This is a genomic window from Vibrio sp. R12-SW3-ISO1 (assembly GCF_059834005.1).
This window is the reverse complement of record NZ_JCBDGK010000041.1, coordinates 122,777-134,719: the sequence shown is the minus strand read 5'-3', so window position 1 is coordinate 134,719 and position 11,943 is coordinate 122,777. Positions and strand designations below refer to the sequence as shown.

The window sequence follows — 11,943 nt, the reverse complement described above, 5'->3', positions numbered from 1 at the left end:
TTCGTGATTATTCCAGCACTCGATTTAATAGAAGGTCAGGTCGTTCGTCTTTATCAGGGCGATTACGGCCAAGTGACCGAATACAAAGTGGATCCAGCTGAGCAGTTTAATCTGTATCACCAAGCTGGCGCCAACTGGCTGCACCTGGTCGATTTGACTGGTGCGAAAGACACCAGTGCGCGTCAGTTAGACCTGATTGCCAAACTGTTAGCCAGTACCCCTGCAAAAATTCAAATTGGCGGCGGCGTGCGCAGTGAGCAAGACGTGGTGGATTTACTTGAAGCCGGCGCCGAGCGCGTCGTGGTTGGTTCCACAGCGGTGAAGCAACCAGAACTGGTCAAAGGTTGGATGGAAAAATACGGTGCGGAGAGAATTGTCTTAGCGCTCGACATCAATATCGATGATCAAGGTGTACGCAAGGTGGCGATCTCCGGCTGGCAAGAAGATTCAGGCGTGACGATTGAAGCCTTAATTGACGATTATCTAACCGTCGGATTACAGCATGTTTTATGCACGGACATCTCACGTGATGGTACGTTGACGGGCTCTAACGTTGAGCTTTATGTCGACCTATGCAAGCAGTACCCGCAAGTGCAATTTCAATCGTCAGGGGGCATTGGGTCGCTGGCTGACATCGAGGCGCTCAAAGGTAGCGGTGTGTCTGGCGTGATTGTTGGTCGTGCGTTACTCGATGGCAAATTTACTACAGAGGAGGCGTTTGCATGTTGGCAAAGCGAATAATTCCCTGTCTCGACGTTCGAGATGGTCAGGTGGTGAAAGGGGTTCAGTTTCGCAACCATGAAATTATCGGTGACATCGTGCCCCTCGCGCAGCGTTACGCTGAAGAAGGCGCGGACGAGTTAGTGTTTTACGATATTACCGCATCCAGTGATGGCCGCGTGGTCGACAAGAGCTGGGTAGCCCGGGTTGCTGAGGTCATTGACATTCCTTTTTGTGTGGCTGGTGGTATCAAATCGGCTGAAGATGCGGCGCGGATTCTCGAGTTCGGTGCTGATAAAGTGTCGATTAATTCGCCGGCCTTAGCCAATCCACAGCTGATTACCGATCTTGCGGATAAATTTGGTGTGCAGTGCATCGTGGTAGGCATTGACTCTTATTACGATAAAGAGACAGGCCAATACCAGGTGTACCAGTTCACTGGTGACGAACAACGTACCAAAGCGACACAGTGGGAAACACGCGACTGGGTACAAGAAGTTCAAAAACGAGGCGCCGGTGAGATTGTCCTTAACATGATGAATCAAGATGGCGTGCGCAACGGCTACGACATCGAGCAGCTCAACATGGTGCGTGAAGTGTGCAAAGTACCACTGATTGCTTCCGGTGGAGCCGGTGAAATGGTCCACTTTGCAGACGCTTACCATCAAGCTAACGTCGATGGTGCACTAGCGGCTTCCGTTTTCCATAAGCAAATCATCAATATTGGTGAGTTAAAACACTACCTGAAACAACAAGGCGTAGAGGTACGAGTATGAGTTTTGCGAGCGGGCAAGTGAGCGCACTTGCTGAGCGTATCGATTGGGACAAAGTGGATGGCTTAGTGCCTGCGATTGTTCAAGACTTCCAATCGAGCCAAGTGCTGATGATGGGCTACATGAATCAAGATGCGCTAGAGAAAACCGCGCAGACAGGACACGTGACCTTCTTTTCACGTACGAAATCACGCCTGTGGACGAAAGGTGAGACCTCAGGGAATGTGCTTCAACTGAAAAACATGGCGCTTGATTGCGACAACGATACCTTGTTGGTCAAAGTGGAGCCTATCGGACCGACGTGCCACACAGGTACCACGACGTGCTGGGACGCTGACAAGCAAGAAGAGTCGCAAATGGTGTGGCTTCATCAACTTGAGCAGCTATTGGCTGCCCGCAAGAGTGCCGACCCAGACTCTTCCTATACTGCCAGCCTTTATGCCCGTGGCACCAAACGTATTTCGCAGAAAGTGGGCGAAGAGGGCGTTGAAGTCGCGCTTGCGGCGACGTCGGGCGACAAGGCGGAGCTAGTGTGTGAATCGGCCGATTTGATCTACCACTTGATGGTATTGCTTCAAGACCAAGGTCTATCGATGAACGATGTGATCAATAAGCTTAAAGAGCGTCATAAGTAACATGATTATTGATGAATGAGTGGTGCATGACATCGCTTGCTGACAGAAAAACGCTCTCGGCGATACCGAGAGCGTTTTTTTTGAGCGTCTATTCGAACAAAAAGAAGTAGCCGTAACCGACCAGTAACGCCGGTAAGGCTGAATAGACGGTCGCGACTAAGGCGGCTTTTGGCGCCAGTGCAATCGCCGGGAACAAGGCATCGCCATCGTTAGAGATGGCATTCGCCAATTGTGCCGATAGGGGCGCCGCACCAGAGATATACAAACTGGTCACCAAAATTTGCGGCCCGCACCCGGGAAGCAGACCCACAGCAACCCCCATTAGAGGCATCCAAACCCCAAGTTGAGCGACACTGTCACTGATATCGATATGCGCAGCCTGTTGGATGAGCTCAAAGGCGAGGAAGGCGACAATCACCCAGGCAGTCACAAAGTTGGTATCTTGCGCGGCTTTTTGAATCGGGTGTGACGAGACGATTTTGCAATCTTCCGCCACCGTTGACTCATAGTCTTTGATCTCACGAGTTAGAGACCACAGCAGCATACTAATGACAATCAAACCCGTCCCAAGCCACTCCATGGTCATGTCAGGCACGTTTAACCACTGATTCACATCAACTTGAAAGGAACCGAGTATGGCGACAAGAGCGGTGGGGATCAGCAGCCACTTCCAGAATGTCCCTTGCAGATTGATGGCTTGAATTTCAATCGCTTTACTCGTCTCTTTATTGGCTGCGTGTTGCAGCGTCTGTAACGTTAGGGCTTGCTTGAGTGCGGGACGCAAAAAGTCGTCTTTGTGAATTGCGTTAACCACCAAGCCACTGACAATACCCACGACAACACCCAGTGCAATCACACCCAATCCCACATTTGGCTGGCTGGCGAGGAGCAGAAAGGCCGCATCACCCATGGTGGCGGTCAGCACAGCGACGATGGCGCCAAATCCGACCCGGCCACTAACAAATTGAGTGGTCACGACAATCGCGCCACCGCAACCTGGCAGCGCGCCGAGCAGAGCGGCAAAAATCACTTGGTAGTGGCGCGAGTGCTGATACAGCGCCACGATTCGGTTGTCCGAACGAGTGATCTTCGCAATCGAGTGGTAGAGAGCAAGCGTCATTGCCACGTAGCAAGACACGGCCCAGAAGGCATCAGAGAGGGTTGAAACCGTGAGCGCGCGTGTTGAGTCGTTTAATAACAGCGCCAATAGCCCTACTGGTAGCAGCAAGCGTTTGTAAGCGGGTCTAAATTGCAGCGAGTCAAGCGTGGCAGTTTGGGCATCGAAGTGATTCATAGTGCAAACCATCGTAAAGCATTTCCTTGATTATATGAAAATGATAATGATTTGCAAATGCATTTAAGTCGATTTCACCTATCGATTCAATGGCTAAAACGAGCCCGTTTAAACCCCTTACTTGACAAGTGGTAAGCGCTGATGGTTGCAAGAGCACGAAGGCTATCGGTACTTCATCACGAGTTCATCATAGCGTCCGCTCTGTTTTAGCTGGTGGAGCCCTATCATAAAACGGACCATTAGGGTGTTTTTTTCGGGATGATCTTTGGCGATGGCGAGATGCACGGGTTTTATCATCAAGCTTTTATCGACAAAGTAAAAGTGGTCTGAGTCTAAACCGATTTCCTTCATGGTATGAATGGCGGCTCGCTCATCGGCGATGATGGCGTCAACGCGTTTTGCGCGCAGTTTTCGAAGATTGGTGGCGAGATCGCTCGCGACGACCCGAGTAAAGTAGGTGGATTCATTAAAGCGCTCTCCATAGCCATAATCTTCAATAATGCCGACCGTCATGCCTTCTAACGAGGTGAAGTCTTGGTACTCAAAGGCGTTTTCTTTTAGCACAATGAACTTTAGGTGGACCATCAAATAGGGCACGCTAAATTCTAGCTCTTGGGTGCGATCGTCAGACCACCAAAGCGACACCAGCATATCTTTTTTACTGTTTCGCACTTCTTTAAGTGAGCGCAGCCAAGGCAAAATTTCCAAATCGATGTCATAGCCCTGCGTGGCAAACGCTTCTTGAACAATCTCTATCGCTAGCCCGGAGTTGACCCGTTCAAACACATAGGGAGGCCACTGCGCTTGAGTGGCGCGTATCACGGGAGGGCTGGCCCAAAGCGCTGTGCTAAGGAGAAGCAGCGGCAGAGCATAAAAACAAAAACGCATGGCGTTGACTCATTTATGATTATTGTCTTTTGAGTGTAGACACCTTTTGCCCGACAGCCAAAACACCCGATAGGGGTTAATTGGCGCTTTTGGCACCGTTAGGCGATGACAAATTCTCAAAATCAGGTAAAGTATCGGGCTTCGTGAGTAATCGCCCAGATCGGGCTCGTAATAGTCGTATAGGAAATAAGATGATTCTAGTCGTAGGTCACAAGAACCCTGATAGTGATAGTATTTGTAGTGCTTTGGTGGCAACTGAACTGCTGAAAGCACGTGGCGAGCAAGCCATGCCTATCCGCCAAGGTGAAATCAACCGTGAAACTCAACACATCCTTGACGTTGCTGGTGCAGAGACGCCAGAGCTTCGTACGTCTGTGGCCGGTGAGAAAATCTGGTTGGTTGACTATTCAGATCTCGCACAGGCACCTGATGATGTGGCAGACGCAGAAATCCTAGGTATCGTCGATCACCACCGTCTAGGTGATGTGATGACCATCAACCCGATGGAAGCGTGGATCTGGCCAGTAGGCTGTACCAACACGGTTCTATTCAATATGTTTAAAATCGAAGGCCACACAATCACGCCTAAGATTGCCAAGTTGATGATGTCGGCTATCTTGTCTGACACTGTGGGCTTTGCTTCGCCAACGTGTACGCAAAAAGACAAAGACGCGGTTGAAGAGCTAGCGAAGATCGCAGATGTGGCAGACATTGATGCCTTCATCAAAGACCTTCTGATTGCTAAGACGAACATTGAAGGTCTGTCAGCAGCGGAATTGGTTGAGAAAGATCTTAAAGGTTACCCATTCAACGGTCGTGATGTCATGGTGGGTCAGGTTGAGCTTGCAACCCTAGAGCAAGTTGATGGTATGATTGATGCGCTGGAAGCGGATCTTGAGCGTCGCTGCGATGAAGAAGGTCTTGCGTTTGCAGCTGTGATGCTGACAGACATCACCACAGCGCAAACTCGTCTACTCTATAAAGGTGAGTGGGCGCAGAAGCTGGTTAAGCATGAGAAAGATGGCATGCTGATGATGGAAAACACGCTGAGCCGTAAGAAGCAAGGCTGGCCTTGGCTACAAACTGAGTTGGCGTAATCCAAACAGTGATCATTTTCAAGCGCTTACAGGGTCGCCTGTGAGCGCTTTTTTCTTTGTTTAAGGGGGTAACATGTCACTCAGTGAAGAGCAAAAGACAAGCATTAACAAGATGCGTCCGGATGAGCGTTTTAATTACTGTTTAAATGCGATCGCAAAAGAGCGCAAAGTGTGGATCTTAACCGATGAGCATGGCTGCGTGATGCTCAACACCGAAGATGATGATTGCGTGCCTGTGTGGCCCTCTGAAGAGTTTGCGCGTGAGTGGGCGACCGGTGAGTGGTCTGAGTGCGAGCCGCAATCCATTTCCACCGCAAAATGGTTCAGCCGTTGGACCGTCGGACTTGAGCAAGATGAGCTCTCTGTCGTTGTCTTTCCTGACAGCAATGAAGAGGGCGTCGTGCTGTTTCCAGACGAGTTTGAATTTGAGCTGAAAAAGCGCGGTTAATCGTGCCCGATGAACGTGATTAATAGCCACCAACCAGCTTAAATAGCTGGTTGTTTTTTGCCTGCTTGGCCGCATCGCGTAAGATGCCTTGTTGCTGATAGCGTTGCAGCAGTCTACGCACCACTGGCGCGGCCTGCTCTCGACTCATACCGGGGCGTAGCTCAGCTTCGTAGAGCAGTTTTAATAAAATGACGTCGAGAGGCGAGAGCAGATCTTCAGGCGTTTCGTCATTAAAAATCGAAGGGTAGGCGCTTTCTGCGTCATTGGGCAGACCAAGCACTTGGGTGATCTCTTCGACGATGCATGCCAGCAGCTTGCCGTGACTGCGCGCTTGATCCACCGGGATAATGACGACCCCTTTGTCGATAACGCTGCTGTTCGTATAACTAAAGCTCGCTTTGCAGATGGCCCCCTTGATGTGCTCAAGAGCAAAAAGACCTATTTCGTCGGCGATCTCGTCTTGCCACTGACTTTGACGGGTGAATATCCACACCACGTTGGCGTCCTCCCGGCGTGAAACGCGCCGAATGTCATGGCCAGTCATCGCGGATAAGTCGCGCAGATGCGCATTGGTGAGCTCATCATGAAGCGCATGATCAGCCACGCGGTGATCAACCCAAATACGAATCGGCGCCTGCCATTTTGTCAGTGGCTTGTCACCAGGGCGGTATTCGTTTTTTAGTGCAACATCGAGAAAAGCGCGTTCAACAAAGGTTGGGTCAAGCCAGGTCGTCTGACTAGGGTAGGCGAAGGTGAGGTGAGCAAAGAGCAGCAAGGGGCTAAGTAGAATCGCTTTGCCCCGTTTGAATAGATAGATTCGCTGTTCCATTGCTGACTTCCCTGATTGAAATGGCGATTTAGCGAAAGCAGAGCGCTTTGTTAAAGTGGCTTTCAACCATGCGCTGAGTGATCGGGTGTTGTGGGTCAGTCAGCACCTTGTGGGTATCACCCGCCTCGACCACTTCTCCCTCGTGCATCACCATCACTTTGTCAGTGATGTGTTTGACGGTGCCAATATGCTGCGACACATAGACAAACGATACGCCCATCTCTTCTTGCAGTTCTAGAAACAGGTTGATGATCTGTGAGCGCATTGCCATATCAAGACCATTAAGCGCTTCGTCGGCGATGATGACAGAAGGCTGCAAAATCAACGCTCGCGCGAGACAGACGCGCTGTTTTTGACCTGTTGCCAACATTTGCGGATAGAAGTACGCATGCTCGGGCAACAATCCCACTCGAAGTAGGGTCTCTTTCACGCGCTTAATACGTGCTTCGGGTGGCATGTTGGTGTTGCGCTTCAATGGCCCCTCAAGGATACGGCCGATCTGAATTCTTGGATTGAGCGAGGTGTTCGGATCTTGGAAAATCATGCGAATGAGCTTACAACGCGTCGAGTAGTCTTCATGGCGCAGCGCTTCGCCATTCACCCGGATTTCGCCAGAGCTGGGTTCAACCACACCGGCCAACATGCGCGCTAACGTGGACTTACCAGAGCCATTTTGGCCGATAAACCCCACAGTTTGCCCTGCATCTAAGCTAAAGCTCACGGGCTTGACAGCCTGTTGGATTTTCTTTCGAAACAAGCCAGAACGCGTGACAAACTGTTTCGACAGTTGGTCGACTTCAAGTAGCGCACTCATGCTTTTTTTCTCTCCGTATTGAGTGGAAAGTGACAGGCAAATTTGTGGTTTTTAATCCGTCTGGTCATGGGGATCTCAACACACTGACGCTGCGCGTATGGGCAGCGGGGTCCAAGTCGACAGCCAATTGGCAAATGTTGCAACGGTGGAATGGTGCCGGGCAAGGATTGCAGTTTTTCTTTGTGAGGAATCCACTCACTAAAATCGGGCATCGCCTTCAATAGCGCCACGGTGTAGGGGTGTTTTGGCTTTTCAAGCAACTGCTCGGTATCTGCCGACTCCACTGATTGACCACAGTACATCACGGTGATGCGATCGGCCCACTGGGTGATGGTGGTGAGATCATGACCAATCAGCAAGATTGAAGTGTTGTTAATCTGATTCATTCGACTGAGCAAACGCAGGATTTGCGATTGCGTGATCGGATCGAGGTCATTGGTGGGCTCGTCTGCAATTAACAGCTTGGGTTTGGCCGCGATCGCCATTGCGATCATCACCTTTTGGCACTCCCCATCCGTCAGCTCATAAGGGTAGCTGTTCATCAGACGGTTGTGATCTTTAATGCCCACTTTGTGCAGTAGGCCAATGGCTTGCTTCTTACGCCAACTAAAGCGCTCGTACCAGTGGCCTTCAAAGGCGCTGGCTGGAATGGATTCAATCAGCTGTTTGCCCACTTCTTCCGATGGATCCAAACAGGTGGAGGGCTCTTGGAAGATCATCGCCACATCGCGCGCAATAACGCGGCGACGCTCTTTCGGCGTGAGTTGCAATAGGTCTATATTGCCTAAGCGCATGCGGTCGGCGGTGATTTTCCAGTTCTCTTTGCACACGCCAACGATGGCTTTCGCCACCAGACTTTTGCCTGAGCCAGATTCGCCCACCAGTCCGCGAATTTCACCTTCGTTGAGAGTCAGGCTCATTCGATCGACCGCTTTCATCAGCCCTTGTGGCGTTTCAATCTCGATCGTGAGATGACGGATATCTAACAGCGGCATTATTCAATCCCCGCATTCAATGCTTGGCGAACCCCTTCGCCAACGAGGTTGATCACGATGACAGTGAACATAATGGCAAGGCCCGGTAACGTCACTGTCCAAGGCGCTAAATAGATGAGCTCGACGGAGTCACCGAGTAGCGCGCCCCATTCGGTACTTGGGGTTTGAGCGCCAAGGCCCAAAAAGCCCAGTGCGGTGATGTCCAAGATGGCCAATGACAACGCGTAGGTCATTTCGGCTGCGATCACCACTAAGATATTGGGCAAAATGGAGTTCCACAGCAGGTAGAAATCATTCGCACCATCGAGTCTTGCGGCCATGATGTAGTCTTTTTCCACTTCTGCGTGCACCGCGATATATAAGGAGCGCACGAAACGCGGAATAAGCGCTAGACCGATCGCCAGTAGGATATTGAATTCACCAAAGCCCAGAAAGGCGACGAAAATGATCGCCAAAAGCAGGGAAGGGATCGACATCACGGTATCAAGCAAGTGGTTTAGCGTACTGGAGAGCAGGCCTTTAGTCATTCCAGCCAAAATACCGATTGAGCAACCTATGAGGGCCGCGATGAGTGTGATGATGATGGCGGCGCCGAACGTCAGCTGTGAGCCTTCGATTAAGCGCGAGAGAATGTCTCGGCCTAAATCGTCGGTGCCAAGGAAGTATTCGACGGTGCCGGTCGGATCCCAAGAAGGGGGAATCAGCAATTCACCGGTTTGTGCTTGTGGGTCATGGGGTGTGATCCACGGAGAAAGTAGCGTGATGACGATCAGCAGAATCAAACACCACAAACCAAACATCGCTAAGCTGTTGGCTTTGTAGCTGCGCCAAAAACGCTCAAACTGAGTGGGTATCGACTCTTCTTGATAGATGTTATCGCTTAGCATACCACTCCTTCCTTACCAGCGGATTAACCATAGCACCAAACAGATCCGAGACAATATTGGCGGTGAGTACCAGTGTTGCCACTACGATGACACCCGCTTGAATAGAGACGTAGTCGCGGTTTGACAAAGCATCCAGTAGCCAGCGACCAATCCCCGGCCAGTTAAAAATAGACTCGGTAATGATGGCCAAGGTTAACATGCTCGATAACTGAATACCGATTTTGGGGATGATGGGTGGGATGGCATTACGCAGCACGTGTTGAGTCACGATCTCGTGATTTGAGAGACCTTTAATCCGCGCCGCGCGAATGTAGTTTTGCCCCATCACTTCCGCAACCGAGGCGCGCATCAAGCCAATAACTTGTGTGGTCGGAGCGAGTGCCAGCACCAAGCAGGGCAAGATCAGGTGTTCGATAACACTTTGCAGCGCGTGTGCTCGGTACGCACCTTTGGCAAAAAACGCGTCAACTAAGGCAAAGCCGGTCACGTGTTCTATTTGATACAGAAGATCGTAGCGGCCGCCAACGGGAAATAACTGAAAGTGCAGTGAGAACGCCATGATCATTAATAGTGCAATCCAGAATATCGGTGCAGAATAGCCCGACATCGAGGTAAAGGAGATCGCCGTATCAATCCACTTACCTTGGCGCATGCCCGCTAACGTGCCAATCGGAATACCAATCATCAGGGAGATGACAAACGCGATAAAGCACAGCTCAATGGTGGCAGGGAAGACCACGCCAAGCTCGTCAATAATCGCCACGCCTTGCTTATTAACGCCAAAGTTTAAGTGCATCAACTCTCCGACGTAAGTCGTCCATCCTGACCAGTAGCTCATTTGGTTCCAGGCGGAGTCGGGCTCTAAACGAAGTAAGCTAAAGCCCACCATGGTCAAAATGAGCAAGGTGATGATAAAGAGGTTCAGTCTTCTTAGGGTATACAGCAGCATCAGTTCACCCTCTCCACTTTATCAAAAGGTTGTGCATTGAATGGGCTCATGCGAAAACCACGAATCGAGCGATCATGCGCTTGCAACTGCACGCCGTGATTGAGTGGGATCACGGGAAACTCTTCGTTCAAAATATTCTGTGCTTGCCTATAGAGGTTGAGGCGATAGCGAGGACGATCCACTTCAAGCGCCAAATCGAGCAAAAAGTCGAAATCTGGGTTACACCAACTGGAGACATTCAGTCCAACGCGATCGGAATCACACGACAAGAGTGGACGCAGAATGTTGTCCGGATCACCCGTACTGGCGATCCAACCGGTGAGGTAGAGATCGATGTTGCTGGAGAGGTTGGTTCGCTCGAAGCGCTCATCAGTAATGAGGTTTAAGGTGATGCCAATGTCTGCCAAGTTCGCTTGAATCAACTCCGCGGTTTTGCGCGGGCTTGGGTTGAATGCGCGAGGCTCAAGAGGTACCGACATACTGAGCTCCAAACCTTCGCTGAATCCAGATTCTCGCAGCAGTGCCAAAGCATAGTTGCGATCGTAACGAATTTGGTTGGCGTCTTTTTGGTACGCCCAAGAGCTAGGCGGCAGAACCGAATAGGCTTGGCTACCCGTACCATAGTAGACAGAATCTAAAATGTTTTGTCGGTTAATGGCAAAGTTGAGCGCCTTGCGCACGCGCGCATCTTTGAGCGCAGGGTGGGCGGTATTGACAGCAATAAAGGAGATGTTCATTGCCGGCTTGGAAATCAACTCAATGTTATCTTGCGCGCGAATGATGGGCAGTTGACTCGACAGAGGCGAGCTCAGTACATCACATTCGTTACGCAGCAGTTTAGCCAGTGTGCCAGTACCGCGATGGGAGATGTCAAACACAACTTGCTCCATCAAGGCGGGCTGTTTCCAGTAACGTGTATGGCGTTTAAGGCGAATCAGGTCGTTGACTTGGTACTCTGCCAAATAAAAGGGACCGGTGCCGACGGGGTGGGAATCTAAGCGCGCTTTTTCATCTTTTATCTCCAGTTCACTCGCGTACTCTTTGGAGAGAATCACCGGGTAGCTGGTGGCGATGTTGGATAAAAACGTGTTATCCGGACGAGAGAGAATAAAGCGGACTTGGTCATCTGAGGTAGCCACGACATCTTCAATTAAATTGGGGAAGTCGATGCTGTTAAACCAAGGGTAAATACCGCCCCCAACGTGATGAAACGGATGTTGTGGGTCAATGATGCGCTTAAAACTAAACACCACGTCTTGTGCATTCAGTGCTCGAGAGGGCGTAAACCACGGTGTGATTTGAAATTGGATGTTGGGACGAAGCGTAAACGTGTACTCCGTACCGCTTGCATCAACCTGCCATGCGGTGGCGAGACTGGGTATGGGTTCGTATGTGTCTGGATCGAGGACCAGTAAGGTATCGAAAATCTGAGGACTGAGCGCTTCAGACGTGATGCCGCTGTCGACCAGTTGCGGGTTAAAGGTCCCGGGGCCACCTTGGCCACAATAGACGAAGCCACTTTGGCGGATTTTGCTGTGGTCGATGTCGTCTCCGCAGCCGCTAAGCAAACCGAGGCCAACGAGACCGAATGTTAACTGTAGTAATGCTTTCATA

The 11,943-nt window shown here is 50.7% G+C and carries 13 protein-coding genes; 5 read left to right on the top strand and 8 right to left on the bottom strand.

All coding sequences use genetic code 11. The annotated features are described in order from the left end of the window. The first annotated feature begins 3 nt into the window (after positions 1–3). From hisA to hisIE, 3 genes are read left to right on the top strand one after another with little or no spacing between them, the layout of a single operon-like run. Entirely contained in the window at positions 4–741 is a 738-nt protein-coding gene (hisA, locus tag AC6R0R_RS12350; RefSeq protein WP_500626905.1) for a 1-(5-phosphoribosyl)-5-[(5-phosphoribosylamino)methylideneamino]imidazole-4-carboxamide isomerase, read from the top strand. Further along, complete coding sequence (gene hisF / locus AC6R0R_RS12345) at positions 723–1,496, top strand: imidazole glycerol phosphate synthase subunit HisF (protein ID WP_500626904.1); 774 nt, start codon at positions 723–725, stop codon at positions 1,494–1,496. The genes hisA and hisF overlap by 19 nt, the downstream gene beginning before the upstream one ends. Next, positions 1,493–2,128 carry a bifunctional phosphoribosyl-AMP cyclohydrolase/phosphoribosyl-ATP diphosphatase HisIE gene (gene hisIE, locus AC6R0R_RS12340; RefSeq protein ID WP_500626903.1) on the top strand — a complete coding sequence of 212 codons (636 nt, stop codon included), beginning with the start codon at positions 1,493–1,495 and terminating at the stop codon, positions 2,126–2,128. Before hisF ends, hisIE begins: the two co-directional genes overlap by 4 nt. An 88-nt stretch (positions 2,129–2,216) precedes the next feature. On the opposite strand, the gene AC6R0R_RS12335 is transcribed toward hisIE, so the two are convergent. Together AC6R0R_RS12335 and AC6R0R_RS12330 are read right to left on the bottom strand one after the other, a co-directional pair. Then, positions 2,217–3,422 (bottom strand): putative manganese transporter, encoded by a 1,206-nt coding sequence (locus tag AC6R0R_RS12335; RefSeq protein WP_500626902.1) that lies wholly within the window; start codon positions 3,420–3,422, stop codon positions 2,217–2,219. Between the two features lie 162 nt (positions 3,423–3,584). Continuing rightward, a complete protein-coding gene (locus AC6R0R_RS12330) occupies positions 3,585–4,310 on the bottom strand; it encodes a transporter substrate-binding domain-containing protein (protein ID WP_500626901.1) in 726 nt (241 codons plus the stop codon). Between the two features lie 191 nt (positions 4,311–4,501). Here AC6R0R_RS12330 and AC6R0R_RS12325 point away from each other — a divergent pair, with 191 nt between their 5' ends. Continuing rightward, positions 4,502–5,407, top strand: a complete 906-nt coding sequence (locus AC6R0R_RS12325; protein ID WP_500626900.1) for a manganese-dependent inorganic pyrophosphatase — start codon at positions 4,502–4,504, stop codon at positions 5,405–5,407. 73 nt (positions 5,408–5,480) lie between these two features. Continuing rightward, positions 5,481–5,855, top strand: a complete 375-nt coding sequence (locus tag AC6R0R_RS12320; protein WP_334550759.1) for a DUF2750 domain-containing protein — start codon at positions 5,481–5,483, stop codon at positions 5,853–5,855. 19 nt (positions 5,856–5,874) lie between these two features. Here AC6R0R_RS12320 and AC6R0R_RS12315 read toward each other — a convergent pair whose 3' ends face one another. From AC6R0R_RS12315 to AC6R0R_RS12290, 6 genes are read right to left on the bottom strand one after another with little or no spacing between them, the layout of a single operon-like run. After that, on the bottom strand, positions 5,875–6,684 hold the full coding sequence (locus AC6R0R_RS12315; protein ID WP_500626899.1) for a DUF2927 domain-containing protein: 810 nt from the start codon (positions 6,682–6,684) through the stop codon (positions 5,875–5,877). Between the two features lie 28 nt (positions 6,685–6,712). Continuing rightward, positions 6,713–7,498, bottom strand: a complete 786-nt coding sequence (locus AC6R0R_RS12310) for a peptide ABC transporter ATP-binding protein (protein WP_500626898.1) — start codon at positions 7,496–7,498, stop codon at positions 6,713–6,715. Beyond that, complete coding sequence (locus tag AC6R0R_RS12305; RefSeq protein WP_500626897.1) at positions 7,495–8,493, bottom strand: peptide ABC transporter ATP-binding protein; 999 nt, start codon at positions 8,491–8,493, stop codon at positions 7,495–7,497. Before AC6R0R_RS12305 ends, AC6R0R_RS12310 begins: the two co-directional genes overlap by 4 nt. Beyond that, the gene (gene sapC, locus AC6R0R_RS12300; RefSeq protein WP_500626896.1) at positions 8,493–9,380 is read right to left on the bottom strand and encodes a putrescine export ABC transporter permease SapC; all 888 of its coding nucleotides are present in this window, start codon (positions 9,378–9,380) and stop codon (positions 8,493–8,495) included. The genes AC6R0R_RS12305 and sapC overlap by 1 nt, the downstream gene beginning before the upstream one ends. Then, complete coding sequence (locus AC6R0R_RS12295) at positions 9,367–10,329, bottom strand: ABC transporter permease (RefSeq protein WP_500626895.1); 963 nt, start codon at positions 10,327–10,329, stop codon at positions 9,367–9,369. Before AC6R0R_RS12295 ends, sapC begins: the two co-directional genes overlap by 14 nt. Continuing rightward, a complete protein-coding gene (locus AC6R0R_RS12290) occupies positions 10,329–11,942 on the bottom strand; it encodes an ABC transporter substrate-binding protein (protein ID WP_500626894.1) in 1,614 nt (537 codons plus the stop codon). The genes AC6R0R_RS12295 and AC6R0R_RS12290 overlap by 1 nt, the downstream gene beginning before the upstream one ends. Between the last annotated feature and the right edge of the window lies 1 nt (position 11,943).

What these genes read in the sequence shown, in the direction of transcription:
- AC6R0R_RS12310 (WP_500626898.1), bottom strand. Translation starts at nt 7,498, where the DNA reads ATGAGTGCGCTACTTGAAGTCGACCAACTGTCGAAACAGTTTGTCACG.
- AC6R0R_RS12305 (WP_500626897.1), bottom strand. Translation starts at nt 8,493, where the DNA reads ATGCCGCTGTTAGATATCCGTCATCTCACGATCGAGATTGAAACGCCA.
- AC6R0R_RS12295 (WP_500626895.1), bottom strand. Translation starts at nt 10,329, where the DNA reads ATGCTGCTGTATACCCTAAGAAGACTGAACCTCTTTATCATCACCTTG.
- sapC (WP_500626896.1), bottom strand. Translation starts at nt 9,380, where the DNA reads ATGCTAAGCGATAACATCTATCAAGAAGAGTCGATACCCACTCAGTTT.
- AC6R0R_RS12330 (WP_500626901.1), bottom strand. Translation starts at nt 4,310, where the DNA reads ATGCGTTTTTGTTTTTATGCTCTGCCGCTGCTTCTCCTTAGCACAGCG.
- AC6R0R_RS12290 (WP_500626894.1), bottom strand. Translation starts at nt 11,942, where the DNA reads ATGAAAGCATTACTACAGTTAACATTCGGTCTCGTTGGCCTCGGTTTG.
- AC6R0R_RS12335 (WP_500626902.1), bottom strand. Translation starts at nt 3,422, where the DNA reads ATGAATCACTTCGATGCCCAAACTGCCACGCTTGACTCGCTGCAATTT.
- AC6R0R_RS12315 (WP_500626899.1), bottom strand. Translation starts at nt 6,684, where the DNA reads ATGGAACAGCGAATCTATCTATTCAAACGGGGCAAAGCGATTCTACTT.
- hisIE (WP_500626903.1), top strand. Translation starts at nt 1,493, where the DNA reads ATGAGTTTTGCGAGCGGGCAAGTGAGCGCACTTGCTGAGCGTATCGAT.
- AC6R0R_RS12320 (WP_334550759.1), top strand. Translation starts at nt 5,481, where the DNA reads ATGTCACTCAGTGAAGAGCAAAAGACAAGCATTAACAAGATGCGTCCG.
- hisF (WP_500626904.1), top strand. Translation starts at nt 723, where the DNA reads ATGTTGGCAAAGCGAATAATTCCCTGTCTCGACGTTCGAGATGGTCAG.
- AC6R0R_RS12325 (WP_500626900.1), top strand. Translation starts at nt 4,502, where the DNA reads ATGATTCTAGTCGTAGGTCACAAGAACCCTGATAGTGATAGTATTTGT.